Genomic DNA, 22,714 nt, shown 5'->3' with positions numbered 1-22,714 from the left:
GGAGCTTTTTCAAGCTCCTTTATAATTTATTACTTAACACATTCAGCTCCACGTTCCATGGCTTTTATATTAATTGGAATAAGATGTTCTTTTGATTTTCCTAATACTTTCTTGAGTGCTTCAATAACTGAATCTATACTTACAACTTTGGTTAGTTCCAAATAAGCACCAAGCATTACCATATTAGCTATTCTTGTGTTACCAAGTTCAACTGCAATCTCATTAGCTTTGATATAATATACATTTATATCATCTCTAGTTGCTTTTATATCTATCAGAGAACTATTAATTAATAGATTACCGCCTTCCTTGACACTATTTTCAAATTTTATCAATGATGGTTTGTTTAACATCAATCCTGCTGTAGCTTTGGTTACTATAGGTGATGCAACTGGTTTGTCTGATACAATTACATTACAGTTTGCTGTTCCGCCACGCATTTCTGGTCCATAGGATGGTAACCATGACACTTCTTTTTTTTCAGTCATTCCTGCATATGTTAGTATTTGACCAATAGACATAACACCTTGACCACCAAATCCAGCAATAATTAGTTGCTCAGTCATTGTTACTCCCCCTCCTTTTTAACACCCAAAGGATATACTGGAACCATGCTATCTTTAACCCATTCAAGTGCTTCAGAAGGTGACATTCCCCAATTGGTAGGGCAAGTTGATAACACCTCAATTAATGAAAATCCTTTGTTATTAACTTGATTCTCGAAAGCTTTCTTAATAGCTTTTTTAGCTTGTTTTATATGTTTCACGTCATGAACTGATACTCTTTCTATGTAATATGCTCCATCCAAAGTAGCCAACATTTCTGATACTTTTATAGGTAATCCTGCAAGTTTTGGATCTCTTCCATAAGGAGATGTAGTTGTTACTTGACCAACTAATGTTGTTGGTGCCATTTGTCCACCTGTCATTCCATATATTGCATTATTAACAAAAATTACAGTAATATTTTCATTTCTTGCTGCTGCATGAACAATCTCAGCTGCTCCGATGGATGCTAAATCTCCGTCACCTTGATATGTAAAAACTATGTTATCTGGTAAAACCCTTTTAATACCTGTTGCAACTGCAGGAGCACGACCATGAGCTGCTTCATGCATATCACAGCCAAAATATTTGTATGCAAAAACAGAACATCCTACAGGTGCTACACCTATAGCTTTATCTTGTATATTAAGGTCATCTATTGCTTCAGCAACTAAACGATGTATTATTCCATGAGTACAACCAGGGCAATAATGAAAAGGAGTTTCAGTTAGGGCCTTTGGTTTATCAAATACTACTTTCATTATTATACCTCCTTCACTATTTTTCTAATCTCTGCCATAATATCATCAGGAGTTGGTACCATACCACCTGTTCTGCCATAAAAATATACGTCTTTTTTTCCGTTCACTCCAAGTCTTATATCTTCTATCATTTGACCTTTACTCATTTCAACACTCATGAATGCTTTCACATGATCTTTGTCAGCGTATTCTCTAACAGGTTCATAAGGGAATGGCCATAATGTTATAGGTCTTATTAATCCTACATTGATTCCTTCTTCTTTTGCCATTTCTATTACACTTTTTACTATTCTTGCTGTTGTTCCATATGCAGTTATGATTATTTCTGCATCATCACAATTGTATTTTTCATATCTTACTTCTTTTTCCTCTATGAGTTTATATTTTTTATATGTCTTATCTACTTCTTTTTCAAGTTCAGCTGGGTCTATATATAATGAATTAATAATATTAGGTTTTCTAGTTCCATCGCAGCCTGTTGTAGCCCAATCTTTCGCAGGTAAATCTCTAGCAGGTGGTTTAACGAATTCAACTGGTTCCATCATTTGTCCAAGCATTCCGTCTCCAAGAATCATTACTGGATTCCTGTACATATCAGCTATATCAAATGCTTCCATTGTAAGACTAACCATCTCTTGTAAAGTTGATGGAGCATAAACGATTAGATTATAATCTCCATGTCCTCCACCTTTGACAGCTTGGAAGTAATCTGACTGAGCTGGTTGGATTCCTCCAAGACCTGGGCCCCCTCTTACTATGTTAACTATAACACATGGTAACCCTGCTCCTGCTATATATGAAATGCCCTCTTGTTTTAGACTTATTCCAGGACTTGATGATGATGTCATAACTCTTGCTCCTGCTCCTGCTGCTCCGTATACCATATTTATGGCTGAAACCTCGGATTCTGCTTGTAAAAAAACACCTCCGATTTTAGGTAATTTTTTAGCCATATATGCTGGAATTTCATTTTGTGGTGTTATAGGATAACCAAAAAAATATTTGCATCCAGCTTGTATTGCAGCTTCTGCTATGGCTTCATTACCCTTCATTAAAACCTTTTCCATTATTACTCCTCCATTCTATACTCTAATTATTTCTCTACTTTAATGACGACATCAGGACAAATGGTAGCACAAAATGCACAACCAATACATTGATCCATGTCTGTAACAGTGGCAGGATGATATCCTTTTGAATTAATCTTATCTTTTGATAAAACCACTATCTTTTTAGGACATACTGTGGTACATAACCCACATCCCTTACATAACTCCTCATTAAAAGTTACCTTTGCCATATGTAATCTCCTTTCACCTAAGGAAACACTTAAATATTAGTTCATCTTTTGTAAGTTTGGATAAAGTTATATTTAAATGCTCCTATAATTATTAATACTTCATAATCTAGCAAAATACTTTAGGAAGGTGATTAAGAATAATCACTCTATCCTAAAATTTGGGTTGCATAAATAAATCCATATAAAATAATTTGCCTTTATGTTTTTCTGGTAATTCTATAGATATATCTTTCTTTGCATTTATATAAGTTATGGGTATGCCTGTCATATCCGATACGTTGTCAATAATTTTCTGACCTTGTAATATAATATCTTCTGTTGTTTCGTAGGACAGATTAGTATTGTTTACTAGATCCGTTATCTTTAATCTTGATCTTAATTCCACTTGTTTCATAAGCCCTATGATATCTTCTTCATTATTAGTAAAAGGTCTTCTTGTGTTAATTACAAAATACATTTTATAATCACAAGAATCAAAATAACTTTTGAATTGACCAAGGCTGGTTGCCCCGTCTTCGTCGCCTCCTACATCAAAGAAAACATTAGTATTTTCCATACTAAAAACACTATAGATAGATGCCGGTAAAGATGGTATATCCAGATTCGTTGTTGCAAAATTAGGGGTTATCACCTTAATATTTTTCTCTTCCAATAAAGGTTTAACTTCTGCAGAACGAAAAAAAGGATTAACCACATCAACATCTACAAGTACCGTTTTCTTTCCTTGTTCAGCAGATCTTAGAGCTGAATTGATTGCCATTTCAGTCTTACCGCTGCCAAAATTCCCTGTAAAAATAGAAATATTTAATCCCTTTACCATATTACGCTCCTTTGCTATAGTTTATTTCATTATGTCCTTGTCAGAAACACATTTAGATATTAAGTATAACTATAGGTTTTCAATAAATAGTTTGTTATTTATACCATTTATACTTATATAATAACATATCAAAACTAATTTTCCAATAAAAAATGAGAATTAAGTCGTAAATACGCAACAATTTTTCATTATCATTTTTGTGCACTTTTACCAATTAGCAAATATGTTGTATCAGTCCACCACTCAAATACATTAATGTGGTAAATCGAAAAATATTCCCTATATTGATACTACTTTAATTAATAATAACATTAATAAATATAACAAACAAGATTTCTAGCAAACTTATTCCATGAATTTAGTTAATAAAGAAAATTATCAAAAGATAATCATTATATAAATCCATCATATGTAATTGATTAATAATATTTAATCTTAATATTATTATTTTGACAGTAATTGACAACCATAAAAAAAGAAGGTTATATTAAAACCCTCTTTTTTATAGTTAATTCTTATCTTATTATACTAATTATTTTATTTCTTTTGCCCATCCATAAGTATCTTCTACATGACCTGTTTGGATGCCAGTGATTGTATCATAAATCTTTTGGGATACTTCACCTATTTTTCCATCATTTATACTGATTACTCTACCATCGTAGTTAAGTTCTCCAATTGGTGAGATAACTGCAGCTGTTCCAGTTCCGAAAGCTTCTTCAAGTTTTCCTTCTTCAGCAGCAGCATAAATCTCTTCTATTGAGAGTTTTCTTTCTGAAACAGGTATATTCCAAGATTTTAATAATTCAATAACAGAATCTCTAGTAACACCTGCTAATATACTACCTTCAAGGGATGGTGTAATAACTTCTCCATCAATTTTGAAGAATACGTTCATAGTTCCTACTTCTTCAACATATTTTCTTTCTACTCCATCAAGCCATAATACTTGAGAATATCCTCTTTCTTTAGCTTTCATTTGAGCTTTGATACTAGCTGCATAGTTTCCGCCTGTCTTAGCGAAACCAATACCACCTTTTACTGCACGAACATACTCAGTTTCAACCCATATTTTTACAGGATTAATTCCTTCTTTGTAATAAGCACCAACTGGACATAGTATAACCATGAACATATAAGAATTGGATGCTCTTACACCTAAGAAAGGATCAGTAGCTATGATAAAAGGTCTAATATATAGAGATGTTCCTTTTGGAGTTGGAATCCAGTCTTTTTCTACTTTTATTAGATCGTTGATAGCTTGAAACATATCGTCTTCGTCTATCTGTGGAATACATAGTCTTTCATTAGTTACATTAGTTCTGTGAATGTTTTTTTCAGGTCTGAATAAAAGCACTCTGTCATCTTCAGTTTTGTATGCTTTCATTCCTTCAAACATTTCTTGTCCATAATGAAAAACCATAGCGGAAGGATCTAGGGAGATTGGTTGATATGGTACGATTCTTGGGTCATGCCATCCTTTTCCTTCAGTATAATCCATGATAAACATATGATCAGTAAATTTTGTTCCGAATCCAAGATTATTGAAATCTGGTTTTTGCTTTAGGTCTTTGGTCAATTCATATTTAATATTTAGCATTTGAATGCCCCCTTCTTAATATAAGGAAAATTTTTTCCTATAATTTCATACTTAAGTTTTAATAACTTGAATATATTCTGTCTTATTTTTAATAATATCATAAAACTATAAAAAATGTCTTGTTACTAATGTATTTTTAATTTATAAATGTGTTTAATTCGAAACACTTAACATAAGTAAGTTAAAGCTTAAGTAAATTCATATTTTGCAAATTATTTAAAGTATATTATATACTCATTGATAGGCAAATGCAATATAATATCAATTATAGATTTTATTTATACAGGTAGGTCAGAAAAAAGTGTTTTGTTCGGACGTGGTGTTTGCAAAATAGTATATGTATATGTTTCGCCAGCTACTTGCTCGTCCTGAGCAAAAAGCTGGGTTCGGCGTCCTGCCTCACTACTTCACATATACATATACTATTTTGCTTGAAGTAACCTTCAATAGGATTACAAAAAACTTTTTCTTCTACTGTGAACTACTTTTGGCTATTTCAAAGTTAATATTTGAATGTAATAGAAGAAAAAAAGATTTCTAGTTCCGATAATTTATATCCACAAATACAAAAATATATTCATTCCAATCCATTTTTATGGTATCATTATAAAAGAACACACATTCGGGTTTGTAATCAATTTACAATTATATACCCATATAGTAAGAGGGATAATTATGAGAACAATACTTCATATTGATATGAATTCTTTTTTTGCTTCTTGTGAGCAGGCTAATGATCCAAGATTGAAGGATGGACCTTTAATTGTGGGGGGAGATCCGCAGAAGAGACGTGGTATTGTATTAGCTGCTAGTTATGATGCTAAAGCTTATGGGGTTAAAACGGCTATGCCTATTTGGCAGGCTGTGAAGTTATGTCCCGAGGCTACTGTTGTGAGGCCGACTCATAATCTTTATAGTAATATATCAAGAGAAATAATGGGTATCTTTGATGAGTATACTCCTCTGAAACAGCAACTTTCAATTGATGAGGCTTTTTTGGACATGACTGGGACAGAGAATCTTTTTGGTTCGCCCCATGAGGTGGCTATAACTATTCAAAACCGATTATTAGGTGAATTAGATATACCTTGTTCGGTAGGAATATCATCAAATAAATTGCTAGCTAAGATGGCATCTGATTATAAGAAGCCTCTGGGTATTACAGAGATTTATCCAAAGGATGTGGAAGAGAAGTTATGGGATTTACCAGTGGGAGAATTATATGGTGTTGGTAAGAAGACTACTGTAGCACTTAATAAAATGGATATATCTACGATTGGGGATTTAGCTAGATGTCCAATGAGTGTATTGGAGACGATTGTGGGTAACAAGTATGCTGTGGAAATCCATAATTCTGCGAATGGTATTGGTAGTGATATCATCAATCCTAATGTAAAGAATGATATGAAAAGCATTAGTAATGAGATTACTTTTTCTTTGGATGTAAGTAATTTGGATGAACTTAAAAAGGAAGCTTTGCTATTAGCAGATTCAGTTAGTTGGAGACTTCGAAAGCACATTTCAAAGGGTAAAACCATATCGATTAAAATAAAGTATAATGATTTTAATGTCATAACTAGAAGTATAACTATTGATGAACCTACGGATGTAACTGATACAATTTATAGTATGGCATGTAATCTGCTAGACCATATACCATTAGATAAACCAGTAAGATTACTAGGTGTCGGTATAGGGAATTTTGGCAACCAAGATTATAGGCAGTTATCTCTTTTTGAAAACGAGAAAAATACAGTAAAAAAAGAGCAAGTTGATAAATTAGTAGATGAGCTTCGTGGCCGTTTTGGTTACAATTCTGTTAAAAGAGCTTCTTTGATAAATAGTAAATATAAACCAAAATAGTTAGTAATTTTTTCCATATTATAATGTCAAATGTTTTATATGTGTATTTTTAAATTGTATTTTTCTATTATTAAAAAAACTATTGACAATTCACTAGCCTTTTTATACAATATTATTAGATACTATAATAAAGTGTGATGTATTTTTCTAAAATAATATAATAAACTAGAACTTAATGTTGAACATTGACATAAATAATACAGTTATATGGAAAGGTGGATTTTGAACATGAAGTCAAAAATATTACCAATGCAATACCCTGCAATAGCCACGTGGACTTGGCAAGCAGGCATTTTTTCTATATTGCAGGCAAATTGCAATAATGTAGATTGGATCTATAGTAATTACATACAGCTTGTTGCCAACTCTTTCAGCAATACATGCAACTTAGATTTTATACCTCGTGGTGATGATAGTTTTTTTACCTGTCCTTTATTATATACCCAATTGATTAAACGCAAATTAATTAAATCCTTCTGTAACGATTACCTGGAATTTATAAAGAAATGCATTGATCAAGACAACTATATTTATATGGTTGTTGAACAAGGGTGTTTTCTGGATTATGATTCACTGCCTCATGATATCCTTATATTTGGATATGATGATTCTGAGGAGGTTGTTCATGTTGCTGATTTTACCTTCAAGAATAAGTATTCTTTTGAAAAAGTGCCCTATGAATCATTAATCAAATCTATTGATATGATTAGTGAAAAAAAGGATTTTGTATTTGATTTCAAAGGTGGTGTTTTATTACTAAGTTATGACAAATCAGCAGAGTATACTTTTGACACCAAGCTTGTTAGAGATTCTTTTATAGAATATCTTGAATGTGTGGAAACCACTGATAGATTTAGGTCATATAGAATGCCTTGGCGTGGTGAAACTTATGGCTTAGAAGTATATGATACGGTTATGGATTTTTTATGGGATATACATAGGCATAAAAAAGAGTTTGATTATAGGTCACTTCACAATATTTATAGCCACAAAGTTTTAATGGTTAAAAGACTTAAGTATATGCAGGAAAACTCCTATATCCGTCAAGCAGAAAATATTATTGTAGAATATACAAACCTTAAAGAACAAATGTTGGTCTTAGTCAATAAATTCCTTAGGTGTATGGTAAGAAATAATGCAAATACCCTTCCCGAAATCATAGATTCACTTTTAAAGATAAAAAATTATGAAAAAGAATTAATTACTGCTATTATTCCTAAATTAGTAGTCAAGCAAAGTGATAGAATTTTTATAGATAAGCGAGCACAGCTTCGATAATTATTTTATTTCATAACTTATAATGATTCCTTAGGAATTTTTATGGTAGTACTTGTACCCTTAGCTATCCCGCTTTCTATAGATACAATATTTTCACCAAAATATAATACCAGCCTTTTTACAACATTACATACGCCCATACCTTTTGTATAATTTTTATTTAGTATTATTTCATCTTCATATTTTAATAGAGATTCTGCTTGTTCCTGTGTCATACCTATTCCATCGTCTTTTATCAATATATTGATATGGTCTGACTCATCTTTTATTTCTACAGTTAGATGTCCTTTTCCTTCTTTCTGTTCCAAGCCATGAATCATTGCATTTTCAACAAAAGGCTGTAATATCATACTGGGTACCATAAAATCTTTGACACTTTCATCCATATGAATATTATATTGAATCTTATTACCAAACCTGATCATTTGAATATAAATATAGTTTTTTATTATGTTGAATTCATCTTCAAGGGTTACGATATCATTAATTTTTTTTAGATTATATCTCAGTAGTTCACTTAAACTTTCTAACATCATCTTCGTTTGCTTGGCATCTTCAATATCTGCTAAAGTTCCAATTGAGTTAAGTGTGTTAAAAAGGAAGTGGGGATTAATCTGAGATTGCAAGTAATTCAATTGGGACTGTTTTAATGAATTGGCCATTTCCAGATTCTTTATTTCTTCTTGTTGTAATTTTTTTTGCATGACCGCCTTTTCGTTTATCAGTTCCATTTGTTTTCTTAATTTAACCATCATGTAATTAAAACAATCAATTAAGGTCTGTAATTCTCCACGTCCTCTTATTTTGACCTCAGTGGTATCATAATTTCCTTTTGCTACTTTTTTGAGTTGTATTACCAATTGATGTATTGGCTTGGATAATTGCTGGGAAAATAAGTATGCTATTGTGAAACAAACGATTGTAATAATTAATGTATATAAAAACGTCTGCCCTTCCTTATCAAGTATTACCCCTTTTAAATTAGAATAAATTGAACTGACTACATTTAATTTCAATGTAATAATTGATTGTAATTCTTCCTGTATATAACTTTTGAGTCTTTCCAGCTCAGATAATAATTCATCAATATATATTTGCTCCATTTGAACATCATGATTTCTTATTATAGCATCACTTCTGGAACTAAAAGTAGCTATCATATTTTTCGCATCATAATATTTGTAATAGATCTCATTGTCAGTTGTTCGTTCCATATGATCTTCTATCTTTTTGATGACATTTTTCAATTTGTGATTATATTTTTCCAGATAGTCATGGTCTCCACTTAATGTATAATTATCAATATGTGAATAGAGTTCATCTATCTCAACATACAAATTATGGACTTGAGATAAATCCGTTAAGTGCATGTTAAAACTGAAGTAATTATTTTTCAAACTACTTAGAGATGTGAAATTAATGGCTAACATGACTAATATAATTCCTAGAGAATATAAGGTTAATATTTTCCTAAAAGTTAGTTTATTGTTATTTCTTTTCATTTCATATCACCTAACCTATTATCTTTTATGTCTATATTCTTTTGGACTCATGCCTATATTTTTTTTAAATATCCGGCAAAAATAATTGGAGTCTTCATATCCTACACGTTTAGATATTTCTTTTATCTTGAGTTTTGTATTTTTCAGTAATTCTTTTGAGGATTCTAAACGAAGTCCTATAATATAATCAATAAAATTCACATTGAATTTATCTTTGAACAGCTTACTGACATACTGAGGAGATAATTCAACCAGATCTGCAACTTGATTTAGTGAAATATCTTTCTTGAAATTAGTGTTTATATAATCATATATATCCTTAATAATTTGGGTTTCATCTTGTTTTTTCATTTCGTAGATTTTATCTAGTATATAATTTGTAATATTATATACCCATATTTTCACTTCATCAGATTCTTTAATCGATGATAAGGCAGATATGGTGCTAGTAAAATTAATCATATCATCTCTAACATTCAATTCAATCATTTTATGTTTGAGACTATAGATAAATTGGCATAAGTAATCTTTTAAAATATTGAGATTAAAGCAATTATGAAATATATTCTCTAATATCTGTTCACAGAGAAGTAAACATTCCTCTTTGGAACCTATTTTCAATTTTCCTGTTAATTCTTTTTCTAACTTGATTGGATATTGATACAATACTTGTCCTTTATAGGATTTTTCCATATCGCAATAGTGGTATATTGTGCTTTCTTTAATTGCCCTTTGCAATGATTCCCAGCTTTCCTGGTATGATTTTCCAAAGTTATTAGGATCCTTATAACAATTTCCAATCCCTAAGTATATATCTAATTTATCAATAATCCGTATTTTATATCTTAGATTGGCTGCTATAAGTTTAGATTCTTCTATTGTGTCTATATTGTTTTTTTCTTTTTGATATATAAAAAGAACTATTGTATTCCCAATAGGAGTTCCCAATATAAAAGAAGTCATGAACGGTAGATATCTTTTAACAGTATTAATGATTTTTTCTCTATTTCTTCTTTTCATTATGGAACTATTAATATGCTTCATATCATCATTCTGAAAGGATATCAACATAAAATATCCTTTATATATCTGATACTGTAAAACCTCCATATAATGATTTATCTCATTGGAATCAATAGTTCCTTCTATAAAAGCATTAACCAATTCTTTTTCAATGACAGGTATAATGGATTCTATTTTTTCTTCTAAACTTTTCTTTTGTATATCTCCTCTGGATTCTATACTTTCTAGGACTTTATTGATTTTATACACCGTATCATTTGTAACAATAGGCTTTAATAGATAATTGACAATACCAATCTCCATTGCTTTTTGAATATATTCAAAATAATCATAAGCCGTAAGTATAAGTATATTGATATCAGGCATCTTGGACAATATTTTCTGAGAAGCTTCTAATCCGTCCATCCCCGGCATTTTTATATCCATTATCACAATATCAGGGTTGAATTTTTCACATAATGTAATGGCTTGTTTCCCACTCTCTGCTTCACCTACTACCTCAAGATTATTAAAATTTTTGGAAATCAATGTTCTAAGAGCATATCTAGATAAAATTTCATCGTCTACAATCAATACTTTATACATAATCTATACCTCTTTGTCCAGCTTACATCTATAGCTTTTCATTTCTTCATTACTTTGTGATTCCACTAGAAGTGTAATCGTTTCATCAAACTCTACCGAAATATGATAGGTCGTATATTTATCTCTATCATTTTTATGCTCTTGTATAATCTTATCTACATAACTGATAACACTGAATCTATGTATTTGTATATCTTCACCTTCACCAGTTCCTAAAAATCGCAGATCACAAGTATTACCATGTTTCATTTTCATGATAAAAATATAATCCTGCAATATATTTATTTCTTTATTAAGGCTTACATATTCTTTATCATTGCCATAGTATTTAAGTATTCTATCTAATCTTTGTAATAGCTCCAATGTCCCATGAGCTTCTTCAACATAGCTCATTTCACATGCATTAATCAATATATGATGCGTAAATTCTAAAAACCTTTCTGTCAACATGGTTTCACCCCGCTAATATTTATATATATATATTGTATCAATGGTTATTATAAAATACAACGAACGGGAAAAAATATTAGGTTATTAACAAAAAATAGAACAAACTATAATTACATACAATTGTTCTATTCATTGTTAAAACGTATACATATACTATCAACATATTCTATTTATTTTATGATACTAATAATTTTAGTTCAATTAATACTTACCATATTCTTGTAATGTTTCCCACATAGCCATGAAATTTTCTGGTGGTACATCACCTTGTACATTATGTACCGCAGCAAATACAAATCCTCCGTCTTTTGCTAAATCATCTATTCGTTTCTTGACTTCCTCCCTAACTTGTTCAGGTGTTCCAAAAGGCAGTACTTGTTGAGTATCGACTCCACCACCCCAAAAAGTGATATCTTTTCCAAATTCTCTTTTCAACACTTTGGTATCCATATCACTAGCGTTGACTTGTACTGGATTCAATATATCAACCCCTTCATCTATTAAATATGGAATAAGAGGTTTACACGCACCACATGTATGATAAAAAATATAGACTTTATTCTTAGCCTTTTTCTTTATGAAATCAAATAACTTCTTGTGATATGGATGTACTAATCTTTTATACATATCTACTGAACAAAGCAAACTATTCTGTGTAGCCAAATCATCAGCCTCAGATACTATCAATACGTTCTCGCCAACTTCGTCTAATGCTCTCTCCCAATACTGCATTTTTAATTCTGTAATTTTATTCATTAGAGCATGAGCATATTTTTCGTTTATAGCCATATCCACAAAGAATTTTTCATAGCCTGACATCCAAAGTGCAGTTTCCCATATACCAGCATATTGTCTACCTAAGATGTAGGCTTTTTTATCTTCAAAAACATATCTATCTGCTTTTTCCTTCATGTTCTTGAATCTACCTTCATCTATTGGATCAGGCCAAGGGAAATTCTCAATATCTGTGATGGAATTTGCATCAGTTAGAGAACCTTTTACCATATCATAGTATAAGCCTTGTTTTATAGGCATTTTCCACTCAATTCCCCATTCATCTACTCTCTTATAATACTTACCATCTATTACAGGTGACTTGTATAATCCAATTTTATTTGGAGGTAACGGGTCAACACAACGCACATCCACCTTCAGTCTTTTATTCATATCTTCATCTATTCTTGCAAGCTGTTGCATTTCATCCAATATATCTATATCTTTGTGAGGCATTTTCAGATAATCTCTCAAATTGGAATAACATACCTTATTCATTCCTGTTAAAACACTTCCACCAATATCAAAAGGAATTCTATCTGGTTCTTTATGTTCCAACGTCCTTTTTATTCTTTCAAAACTCGTATATGACATAGTATAACCTCCTCATTGTTATTTATCTTTTTTTCGTTCTTTTCTCACTTTCCCAGCTTGGTCAATGAGTACTGCTATAAGTAATGTTGCACCGATGACAAATGTCTGCCAATAAACATCAACTCCAAGTAAAGTAAGAGCATTAGTTATGAGAGCCATTAGAACAGCACCAAAAAATGCACCGACTACTGTTCCTTCACCACCACTTAAACTGGCTCCACCGATTATTACAGCCGTTATAACCCTTAGTTCCAATCCTGTACCAGCTGTTACAGACGCAGCTCCTAATCTGGATGCCATTACTATTCCTGCAAACCCAGCTAATAAACCAGTTAAGGAATAATTCAATATCTTCATCTTACTTGCTTTGATTCCTGATAATATTGCTGCTTTTTCATTTCCACCTATATAATAGTTTTGTCTAAAAAATCTAGATTTACGAAGCAAGATATCTCCTATTATTACAAGAATGATTGCGTACCATATTGGTGCCTGTATACCTAATAATTTACTTTGTCCTATAGCTTTGAAGGTTCTACCTAACCCAGTAATGTTTTGTCCTTTTGTCAAGATTAGTGTCAGTCCTCTAAATAAACTTAAACTAGCTAATGTTGTAACAAAAGGGTTAATGCCTATCTTAGAAATTATAAATCCATTAAAACACCCTATTGCCCCTCCAATAATAAGACCTATTAGTACTGCTAAAACAACAGGTACACCTGCTCTTATGGTTAATGCTACAACAGCACCTACAAATCCTACAACAGAACCAACTGACATATCAAAGCCACCACTAACCATTAGATTAGCCATTGCTACCGCAATTATAGTTTCCAGTGACAAGCCCAGCATAAGAGCCAATATATTACCTGTACTCAAAAAATAAGGTGACGCAAAACTCATGACTATAAAAATAACAAATACTATAGAAAAAATCATGAATTCTCTCATTTTTGTTATTCTCTTTATGACTTCCATAAACTCACTCCTTCAAATTTATTTATCTACTCCTGTAGCCAATGCTATTACATTTTCTTCATCTGCTTCTTCTTTAGATAATTCGCCTACGATATGACCTTCTTTCATAACAATTATCCTATCACTAATGCCTAATACTTCTGGCAAGTCAGAAGAAATAACTATGACCGCTGTTCCTTTACTAGCTAATTCTCTTAGTAATTCATATATTTCACTTTTTGCTCCAACGTCAACACCTCTTGTAGGTTCATCTACAATCAACACTTTTGGATGGATACCGAACCACATCCCCAAAAGAACTTTTTGTTGATTACCTCCTGATAGATTAGATACATTACGGTCTGCACTAGGTGTTACAACACCAAACTCTTTTATGTACCCCTCTACAGATCTATTGACTTTATTATCCTTGATAAAGATTCCTGAAGTAAAATCATCTAATTTATTGGATATAAAATTAGATTTGATTGAAAAATCCAGATATAGTCCCTGTGTTTTTCTATCTTCTGTTAGATAACTGATTTTATGTTTTATGGCATCACTTGGTGATTTAATCTTCAATTTTTTTCCTTCCAGATAAATCTCACCGCTATCAATTGGTTCAGCACCGAATATTCCTCTTCCTACTTCAGTACGGCCAGCTCCAACCAAACCAGCAAATCCAACAATCTCACCTTGTCTTACTGAAAAATTGATATTATGGTATGAATCTTTTTTCGAAATATCTTTAACCTCAAATATGGTATCTCCAATTTTTGGGTTTTCTTTTCTCTCTCCATACATATTGACAATTTCTCTACCTACCATATTCCTTATTAAGAAATCCTCATCTATGTCTTTTACATCGGCATCACAGATGTACTTTCCATCCCTTAATATGGTTACTGAATCAGCTATTTCAAATATTTCATGAAGATGATGGGAAATGTATATGAATGAAATTCCTTTCTTCTTCAGCATACGTATATTATCAAATAATCTTTTTACTTCTATTTCCGTTAGTGAAGAAGTAGGTTCATCTAAAATCAATATCTTGGGATTAAAAGAAATAGCTTTCAATATTTCAACGACCTGCTGGTTAGCTATAGATAAGTTTTTTACTAACATCATTGGATCTATATAATCAATGTTGAATAGTTTTAACATCTCTTTAGTTTTTTGTATAAGATCCTGTTTCTTGATTATGTTCAACTTACCCACAGGTTGACGATTAGCAAAGATATTTTCTGCAACACTTAAATTAGGTACTAAACTCAATTCCTGATATACTACACTGATTCCTTTTGAATTGGCATCATGAGCAGACTCAAAGTGGACTCTTTCACCTTCTATTAGAATCTCACCTTCATCTGGCTTGTGAATACCACCTAACGTAAGCATCAAAGTACTTTTTCCAGCTCCATTTTCACCTACCAAAGCATGAACTTCGCCTTTTTTAATCTTCAAATCTACTTGCTCCAAAGCTCTGACTCCTGGAAAATCTTTAACGATTCCCTTGGTTTCTAAAATATATTTAAGCAATATTTCACCAACTTTCTATTTATATGGGGCTGTCATTCAAAATGTATTTTGAGACAGCCCCAATGGCATATTATATATAAAACTGTTAATTAGTGTATTACCTCATAAAATATTTATAGTTCTCTTTGTCTACAATAACAACTCCAGTATCAACCATTGTTGGTACACCAAGTACTCCTGCAGCATTATTGTCACTAGTGATTTCTACATTACTATTATTTAAATTGAATAATAGTTGAGTTGCATAGTAAGGCATTAATGCTGTTTGTTGAGCTACAGATGCTGTAATAACACCTTCCTCAATTGCTTCTAATACTTCGTTACCTCTATCCATAGCAATTATTTTAACTTTTCCTTGTAGACCTGCTTCTCTAACAGCTGTTGCCGCTCCAGAACCACCAGCTGCCTCTACGCATGCGATACCTGCCAGATCAGGATATTTTTGTAATAATGTTGCTGCTGCTTGAGCTGCCACTACTGGGTCAGATTGTGTATCTGCTATCTGAACCACCTCAATATCTGAATATTGTTCAAATGCTCTCTTATAACCTTCAACACGTTCTTCCAGATTGGATTGACCTGGTTTAGTCATAATAGCAATCTTACCCTTTTTGCCTATTTCTTCTGCTAAGTAATTTCCTCCAGTCATACCAGCATTTATATTACCTGTTCCAACAAATGCTAATCTTTTTGAATCTGGAAGATCCGCATCAACTGTAACAACTGGTATACCTTCTTCAATGGCTTTATCAACTATTGAATTCAAAGATGGTTCAAAACCAACAACAACAATACCATTAGGTTTCTTGGATATAGCTTGTTCAAAAGCCGCCACCATAGCATTCATGTCATATTCAGCAGGTCCAACATATTCTGTCCTTACACCTAATTCTTCTCCTGCTTTTTTCATACCCATCTTATGGTCATAAAAATAATCTAAATTACCTAATGCTGAAACTTCAATATACAATTGATCTTCATAACTTTTTTGTTCTTCATTTGAAGCTACATTTGTACCTGATTCTTCTTTTTTTTCTTCTTTACAACCAGTAAAAGATAATACCATAGCAATGACTAAGAGTACAGTTATAATTTTCTTCATAAAAAATTCCCCCTTGGAATAGTATTTTTTATTACATAAAGAATTATATAATAATAACTATAGTATTTGAGGGATTTATTTTTAATAAACATAGTATATTTTTAATCTAATAATTTTTTGCTACTTAATCTTCATGAAAGTATTTTAAAAAAATGCTATAAATGTGAAATATGCTATTTTTTAGATAAGTGCATTTTTTCCATGCAATCTATATAAGGATGGTGGATACCCTCTCTTCTCTTTATACTGTTTGGAGAAACTATAGGGATCACTATATCCTAATAATTGTGATATTTCCTTGATAGTGTATTCTGTCTTCATGAGAAGGCGTTCTGCTTGCTCAAGACGCATATTAATCATATAGGCTTTTGGATATAGTCCATATTCTGCTTTAAACAGCTTTCTAAAATAATTCTTGCTAAGCCCTGCTATATGACATAGTTCATCAAGTGGTATGTGTCTGTGAATATTAAGCTGTATATATTCTACCGTTTTCCTTAATCTCTTATCTATATTTCTGGGGGTCTGTAATGACATGATATTCTCAGCTAATTCATATAATATCTGTTCTAGAATGGACATAGCAATCTTCTTGCCATATGATTTAGTAGGGTTATGATAATTGTTAATTAAAACTGTCAGGTAATTATGCAATATACTATGATTATCTGGAATTGAAAAACCAAAAGGTTCTTTTACCTCTATAGGCTCATTAGTATTGTTATTGATCATATTAAACCTCATGAGTATCATATGAGGTAAATCCTGTTTATTAAGAGTTCTGCTATGGCGATATCCTGTAGAGAAAAAATATATTTTACCTGTTTTCATTACATCTTTGTAATTATCTAGTCCATAATTGTAACTCCCTGAACCTCTTCTCACATAAGCAAGATGGAAGTCTGGATTGACCCTATTATTGAAATCCCAATCTATAGGAAGCCTAAAATCATTACATGCATTTATCTGCATATGATAATCATTCATATATTCATCTAGCATATTATTCAATAACCTACTTAAATTTTTATAATCACTATTACTTTTTGACATCCTATATCACCTTTTAACATGTTAATCAATGTATTATAATGCTATAATTGCACTACTTATATTTATAATATCCAGATAAAAAAGGTATTACTTTTTACCATTGTTTCCTATATCTATTATACTAATAATAAGGAGTGAATTCAATATGACAACAACAAGTAAACCTAATATAATCTTTATACTCATTGATGATATGGGCTATAAAGATCTAAGCTGTTATGAAAGCACATTCTATGAAACACCGTTTATTGATTCATTGGCTCACGAAGGAATGTTATTTACTGATGGTTATGCATCTTGCCCCGTATGTTCACCTTCTAGAGCTAGTATCATGTCAGGTAAATACCCAGCTAACATTGGTGTAACCGATTGGATCGATCATAGTAAAAAGTGTCATCCCGCTCATGGTATTTTAGTTGATGCACCATACATCGACCACTTGCCTCTCGAGGAAATCAGTATTGCTAAAGCTCTAAGCAATCAAAGCTATCAAACTTGGCATGTTGGTAAATGGCATCTTGGCAAAGAATCTTATTACCCTGAAAAACATGGATTTCAAGTCAATATTGGTGGTTGTCATTACGGCAATCCCTATAATGGTTATTTCAGCCCTTATGACATCCCTACACTTGAGAATGGTCCAGAAGGTGAGTATCTTACAGATCGACTAACTGATGAAACTATAAAACTAATTAAAAATAGAGATACCTCTAGTCCCTTTTATCTTAATCTTTGCTATTATGCAGTTCATACACCTATACAAGCAAAGGAGAATCAAATACATAAATACGAACAAAAAAGGATAGCATTAGGTATAGATAAGGAAAAGGAGTTAATAGTTGGAGAACATTTTCCTTGCTATCATAAAAGAGATGAACATGTAACAAGAAGAATAATTCAAGGAGATGCCAGTTATGCTGCTATGATAGAAAATCTTGATTGGAATGTTGGCCGTTTATTGTCTACTCTAAAAGAGACAGGCATCGATGAAGATACTTTAATCATTTTCACATCAGATAATGGTGGTCTATCTACAGCTGAAGGTTCACCTACATGTAATGCTCCACTAAACGAAGGTAAAGGATGGATGTATGAAGGTGGTGTAAGAGTACCTTTATTGGTAAGATGGCCTAATGTCATATCACCTGGAACTGTATGCAATGAACCTGTTACCAGTCCTGATTTCTACCCTACACTATTAGAAGCTTCCAACAGTCCACTGATGCCAGAGCAACATCAAGATGGTGTTAGTATCTTACCACTTCTAGAAGGTAGAGATAAAATTGAACGTGAAGCTCTTTACTGGCATTATCCACATTACGGCAATCAAGGCGGAACCCCTGGTTCTTCAATTAGGATGGGTAACTATAAATTAATTGAGTTTTTCGAAACTGGTAAATGTGAATTATATGACTTAACTAAAGATGTAAGCGAAGAACATAATCTAATAGATGAATTACCTGAAAAGGTATCTTTATTGAAAGACAAACTGGAAAAATGGAGATTCAAAATGGAAGCTAAGATTCCAGCAGCTTATAAAGATTAATATACTAAAATGAGGCTGTGGTATAATACATTTTTTATTGGCTACAAGTTTGTATTATCCATCAGCCTTATCCAGTTATTCATGTAGATTCATGTGTTTTTGTATACTATTCATTTTCAAATACGTCTTTACACCATGTATAATCACAAATATTATCAGCATTACATATAATCCACTAACAATTTTTAAGAAAGCACCACCATCCAATGCCATATTAATAAAATTAATGGAAGTACTGATTAGTAAAGGTGATAAAGCTAGATATAGATAAAAAACACGTTTAAAGTGCTTTAATTTACTATCCAAATCAGTAAAAAGTTCAAAAGGACCTTTGTCTTTTTCCTTTCTCAGATATACCCATCTTCCCCATGATGCTACATTCTCTATGTCTGTATCAGCTAGGAAATCCAAGTAATTTCTACTTTCATGATTGCTTGTCATATTTTCCAGTAATTCAATTCTATAAGTATAAGTATTAGGTTCCCCAATTGTGAATATATAAAATAAAAGACAATATCGAAGAAAATGGTATCCTTTACTTTCCATTTCATTAAGCCATTTTTCTTCTTTTTCATAATCGATAAAATACCTAAAAGCTAACTTAGTCATTATTATTACCTCCTAAAATGTCTTCACCCAATTTGGTTAGATGTTGTAAACGTAGTAATTCTTGATTAGCTATATGTAAGCCTTGTTCTGTTATTACGTATTCTTTTTTCTTACGGCTAGTACCTTCTTGGTGATATATTTTTATCCAGCCTTTTTTTAGCAAAGTATTGATAGCACCATAGAGGGTACCACTACCTAATTGAACACTTCCATTACTGATTTCACTAATATGCTGCATAATACCATAACCATGAAGAGGCGTTTTTAATGTTAGTAAAATATAGAATACAGCTTCAGTTAGAGCCATTCTTTCATTACTTTCTGGCACGATGATACCTCCATATATATCTAATAATTTTATGTCGTCTGACGACATATCGTTCGATGACATAATTATATCAGTTGCCGACATATTAGTCAAGAACATTTTTCTTTAAAATCAATAATAAAAATAACACCTTTTGAAGTATTTCCAATTGAATATTTTAATCCATGTCTATCTAGAATTATTTTAACTATTCCAAGCCCCAGTCCATTCCCTTTAACATTTTTATTTCTTGCTTTATCTACTCTATAAAACTCATCAAAAACATGCTTGAGATCATTTTCTGGTATATGAACACCTGTGTTTTCTATGGAAAGCAAATAATGTTTTTCTTGTTCAATCAATCTAATGAATATTTGATTGCATTCTGGGGAATATTTGATTGCATTGCTCAATAGATTTTGAATGACTTTTCTCATCGCTTCTTCATCAACTGTAATAAATACATCATCTAATAGATCTAGTTCTATATCTTGTTTCTTTTGTTTACTAAGGTATATTATATTATTTAATGTTTTATAAATTAATCTTGTTAAGTCAATTTTTTCTAACGATAGATTATATGACTTTGATTGGAACTTTGTTAGTTCAAGCATTTCATTTAATGAATTACTTATCTGGTCCACGCTATCTATTGTATAATCAATATATTGTTCCTTACTATACATTCCATCTTTTATGGCTTTTAGATATCCTTTAATAACTGTCAATGGTGTTTTCAAGTCATGGGATATATTCATCAATAAATTCTTTTGATGTTGTTCAATCTCCAATCTTTCTTCATATTCTGTTTTTAATTTATTATTCATATTCTCTAATGATACAATCTTATTTTCAAGATTCCTGGATATATCATTCAAAGCTTCCCCTAGTTCTTGCAATTCATCTTTTGAATGTAAATGTACTTTATTATCAAAATCCTGAACAGCTATAGCTTGAGCACATTTTTTCATCTTCAATATAGGATTGATTATACTCCTTGAATAATTTAATATAATTAATGTAACTAGAATAATAGTGAATAAAATAATATATCTATTAAAATCATTAAGTATCAATATAATCTCTTGATACTGTTCAAGAGATATTGAAGCAATTAAATAACCATCATTTATTTTTTTAATTCCTAATAGATAGTCATTTTTGTTGTCATTAATTTTTTTCAAACCATCAGTTAGTTCTTTATTATTAAACAAATAATTACTTATGATAGTTTGATGATCAAAACTGATATGATTATTATTCGTATATTTAATAATCTCTCCATGAATACTAGTTATATCAGTTTTATTCTGAATAGGTATATCTATAAAATCTTCCGAAATTATTTGACTGCTCACAGCTATGGAATCACTTTCTTGTTTGTCCGCAACCACAAGAGAGCTGATATAGTATTTATCATCACCATTAATTCTAAAAAGAGTTGCCTTAACCTGACTACCTATTTCAAATATGGAATCAATATTACCTACCATAAGATACACTGTCATAATTTCATTATTATCTGTCTTTATAGTAATAGAATCTTCATTAAATAAATTTCCTGATTTGGGCATTAACTTATTATCCAAGTAAGCTACTAATATATTATCTTTAGTTAATTCGTTCACTAGTTCATCATTGATATTATCTTTGTTTATTTCTATTTCCAACTGATTTATTTTTTTATTCAATATATCTCCTTGATATTTTTGATAATAGAACTTGAAAAAGAAATTTTGAAAAATGAATTGGCAGAAGAATACTAAACCGAAAATACATATATTTATTAATAATAATTTATTTCTTAATCTATTTCTTTTCATCTAGTCCTCCTCAAAAGAATAACCTACTGAAAAAACAGTTTTAATCAGATATGCCTTATGCTGCAAATTCTTTCTTAATTTTCTTATTTGGGTATCCACTACTCTGTCACTTCCAAAGTAATCATATCCCCATATTTTATTAAGCAACTCTTCTCTTGACACCACTCGTTCTTTATTATTAACTAGATATTTTAATATATTGAACTGTTTTGGCTCTAATATTATGTGTTCCCCATCAACGAATACTTTTCTTTTGTTATAATCTATTATAAGTCCTTGTATATTAATGATTTGTTCAGTATTTTCAATTGTATTAGTATTAACTCTTTCCAAGAGGATTTTAGCTTTCATAAGAAGTATATCAGGATTAAAAGGCTTAGTTATATAGTCATCAATTTTATAAGAATATCCTTTTATTTGGTCTTCATCATCACCTCTAGCTGTCACCATGATAATAGGCACATTGGACATCTTTCTAATACGGCTTGCTATTTCAAAACCATCTATTCCCGGTAACATGACATCCAAAATAACCAAATCAAAAGAATCGGAATTGAAAGCTATATAGCCTTCAATTCCATCATCTTTTAATAATGCATCAAACTTCTCCCTAATAAAATAATCTTTCATTAATGAGCCAATTCTATAATCATCTTCTATTATTAACACTTTATACATAT

Annotated in this window: 21 protein-coding genes; 3 read left to right on the top strand and 18 right to left on the bottom strand. The window is 31.2% G+C overall.

What is annotated here, in order from left to right:
* Window positions 1-29: 29 nt before the first annotated feature.
* The 6 genes from HYG85_RS16715 to HYG85_RS16690 form a co-directional block, all read right to left on the bottom strand.
* A complete protein-coding gene (locus HYG85_RS16715; protein ID WP_212690609.1) occupies window positions 30-566 on the bottom strand; it encodes a 2-oxoacid:acceptor oxidoreductase family protein in 537 nt (178 codons plus the stop codon).
* A gap of 2 nt (window positions 567-568) precedes the next feature.
* The gene (locus HYG85_RS16710; RefSeq protein WP_193774598.1) at window positions 569-1,306 is read right to left on the bottom strand and encodes a thiamine pyrophosphate-dependent enzyme; all 738 of its coding nucleotides are present in this window, start codon (window positions 1,304-1,306) and stop codon (window positions 569-571) included.
* 2 nt (window positions 1,307-1,308) lie between these two features.
* The gene (locus tag HYG85_RS16705) at window positions 1,309-2,373 is read right to left on the bottom strand and encodes a 3-methyl-2-oxobutanoate dehydrogenase subunit VorB (RefSeq protein WP_244971215.1); all 1,065 of its coding nucleotides are present in this window, start codon (window positions 2,371-2,373) and stop codon (window positions 1,309-1,311) included.
* Between the two features lie 26 nt (window positions 2,374-2,399).
* Window positions 2,400-2,606, bottom strand: a complete 207-nt coding sequence (locus tag HYG85_RS16700; RefSeq protein ID WP_212690608.1) for a 4Fe-4S dicluster domain-containing protein — start codon at window positions 2,604-2,606, stop codon at window positions 2,400-2,402.
* A 151-nt stretch (window positions 2,607-2,757) separates the two neighbouring features.
* Entirely contained in the window at window positions 2,758-3,426 is a 669-nt protein-coding gene (locus HYG85_RS16695) for a P-loop NTPase family protein (protein WP_212690607.1), read from the bottom strand.
* 532 nt (window positions 3,427-3,958) lie between these two features.
* A complete protein-coding gene (locus tag HYG85_RS16690) occupies window positions 3,959-5,026 on the bottom strand; it encodes a branched-chain amino acid aminotransferase (RefSeq protein WP_212690606.1) in 1,068 nt (355 codons plus the stop codon).
* A gap of 675 nt (window positions 5,027-5,701) precedes the next feature.
* Between HYG85_RS16690 and dinB the strand changes: the two genes are divergently transcribed.
* Together dinB and HYG85_RS16680 are read left to right on the top strand one after the other, a co-directional pair.
* Window positions 5,702-6,889, top strand: coding sequence for a DNA polymerase IV (dinB, locus tag HYG85_RS16685; RefSeq protein ID WP_212690605.1), 1,188 nt, complete (start codon window positions 5,702-5,704; stop codon window positions 6,887-6,889).
* A gap of 228 nt (window positions 6,890-7,117) precedes the next feature.
* Window positions 7,118-8,167 (top strand): hypothetical protein, encoded by a 1,050-nt coding sequence (locus tag HYG85_RS16680; protein ID WP_212690604.1) that lies wholly within the window; start codon window positions 7,118-7,120, stop codon window positions 8,165-8,167.
* A gap of 17 nt (window positions 8,168-8,184) precedes the next feature.
* On the opposite strand, the gene HYG85_RS16675 is transcribed toward HYG85_RS16680, so the two are convergent.
* The 8 genes from HYG85_RS16675 to HYG85_RS16640 all read right to left on the bottom strand — a co-directional run bounded on the left by HYG85_RS16675 (window position 8,185) and on the right by HYG85_RS16640 (window position 17,749).
* Window positions 8,185-9,669, bottom strand: coding sequence for a sensor histidine kinase (locus tag HYG85_RS16675; protein ID WP_212690603.1), 1,485 nt, complete (start codon window positions 9,667-9,669; stop codon window positions 8,185-8,187).
* A gap of 18 nt (window positions 9,670-9,687) precedes the next feature.
* Window positions 9,688-11,277 carry a response regulator gene (locus tag HYG85_RS16670; RefSeq protein ID WP_212690602.1) on the bottom strand — a complete coding sequence of 530 codons (1,590 nt, stop codon included), beginning with the start codon at window positions 11,275-11,277 and terminating at the stop codon, window positions 9,688-9,690.
* 3 nt (window positions 11,278-11,280) lie between these two features.
* Window positions 11,281-11,724 (bottom strand): histidine kinase, encoded by a 444-nt coding sequence (locus HYG85_RS16665; protein WP_212690601.1) that lies wholly within the window; start codon window positions 11,722-11,724, stop codon window positions 11,281-11,283.
* 204 nt (window positions 11,725-11,928) lie between these two features.
* Window positions 11,929-13,095, bottom strand: a complete 1,167-nt coding sequence (locus tag HYG85_RS16660) for a uroporphyrinogen decarboxylase family protein (protein ID WP_212690600.1) — start codon at window positions 13,093-13,095, stop codon at window positions 11,929-11,931.
* A gap of 18 nt (window positions 13,096-13,113) precedes the next feature.
* Window positions 13,114-14,073, bottom strand: a complete 960-nt coding sequence (locus HYG85_RS16655; protein ID WP_212690599.1) for an ABC transporter permease — start codon at window positions 14,071-14,073, stop codon at window positions 13,114-13,116.
* Window positions 14,074-14,091: 18 nt separating this feature from the next.
* The gene (locus tag HYG85_RS16650) at window positions 14,092-15,534 is read right to left on the bottom strand and encodes a sugar ABC transporter ATP-binding protein (RefSeq protein ID WP_212690598.1); all 1,443 of its coding nucleotides are present in this window, start codon (window positions 15,532-15,534) and stop codon (window positions 14,092-14,094) included.
* A 157-nt stretch (window positions 15,535-15,691) separates the two neighbouring features.
* On the bottom strand, window positions 15,692-16,696 hold the full coding sequence (locus HYG85_RS16645; RefSeq protein WP_212690597.1) for a substrate-binding domain-containing protein: 1,005 nt from the start codon (window positions 16,694-16,696) through the stop codon (window positions 15,692-15,694).
* Window positions 16,697-16,876: 180 nt separating this feature from the next.
* Entirely contained in the window at window positions 16,877-17,749 is an 873-nt protein-coding gene (locus HYG85_RS16640; protein ID WP_212690596.1) for a helix-turn-helix transcriptional regulator, read from the bottom strand.
* Window positions 17,750-17,894: 145 nt separating this feature from the next.
* Between HYG85_RS16640 and HYG85_RS16635 the strand changes: the two genes are divergently transcribed.
* Entirely contained in the window at window positions 17,895-19,295 is a 1,401-nt protein-coding gene (locus HYG85_RS16635) for a sulfatase (RefSeq protein WP_212690595.1), read from the top strand.
* Window positions 19,296-19,370: 75 nt separating this feature from the next.
* Here HYG85_RS16635 and HYG85_RS16630 read toward each other — a convergent pair whose 3' ends face one another.
* The 4 genes from HYG85_RS16630 to HYG85_RS16615 all read right to left on the bottom strand — a co-directional run bounded on the left by HYG85_RS16630 (window position 19,371) and on the right by HYG85_RS16615 (window position 22,712).
* Complete coding sequence (locus HYG85_RS16630; RefSeq protein WP_212690594.1) at window positions 19,371-19,904, bottom strand: DUF2812 domain-containing protein; 534 nt, start codon at window positions 19,902-19,904, stop codon at window positions 19,371-19,373.
* On the bottom strand, window positions 19,897-20,232 hold the full coding sequence (locus HYG85_RS16625; protein ID WP_244971214.1) for a PadR family transcriptional regulator: 336 nt from the start codon (window positions 20,230-20,232) through the stop codon (window positions 19,897-19,899). The genes HYG85_RS16630 and HYG85_RS16625 overlap by 8 nt, the downstream gene beginning before the upstream one ends.
* Before the next feature lie 89 nt (window positions 20,233-20,321).
* Window positions 20,322-22,034: a sensor histidine kinase gene (locus HYG85_RS16620; RefSeq protein ID WP_212690593.1), complete on the bottom strand. Its 1,713-nt coding sequence runs from the start codon at window positions 22,032-22,034 to the stop codon at window positions 20,322-20,324.
* Window positions 22,035-22,712 carry a response regulator transcription factor gene (locus tag HYG85_RS16615; RefSeq protein WP_212690592.1) on the bottom strand — a complete coding sequence of 226 codons (678 nt, stop codon included), beginning with the start codon at window positions 22,710-22,712 and terminating at the stop codon, window positions 22,035-22,037.
* Window positions 22,713-22,714 lie beyond the last annotated feature (2 nt).

The organism is Vallitalea guaymasensis, from assembly GCF_018141425.1.
In the GTDB taxonomy this organism is placed as follows: Bacteria; Bacillota; Clostridia; order Lachnospirales; family Vallitaleaceae; genus Vallitalea; species Vallitalea guaymasensis.
This window is presented reverse-complemented; position numbering and strand designations above follow the sequence as displayed.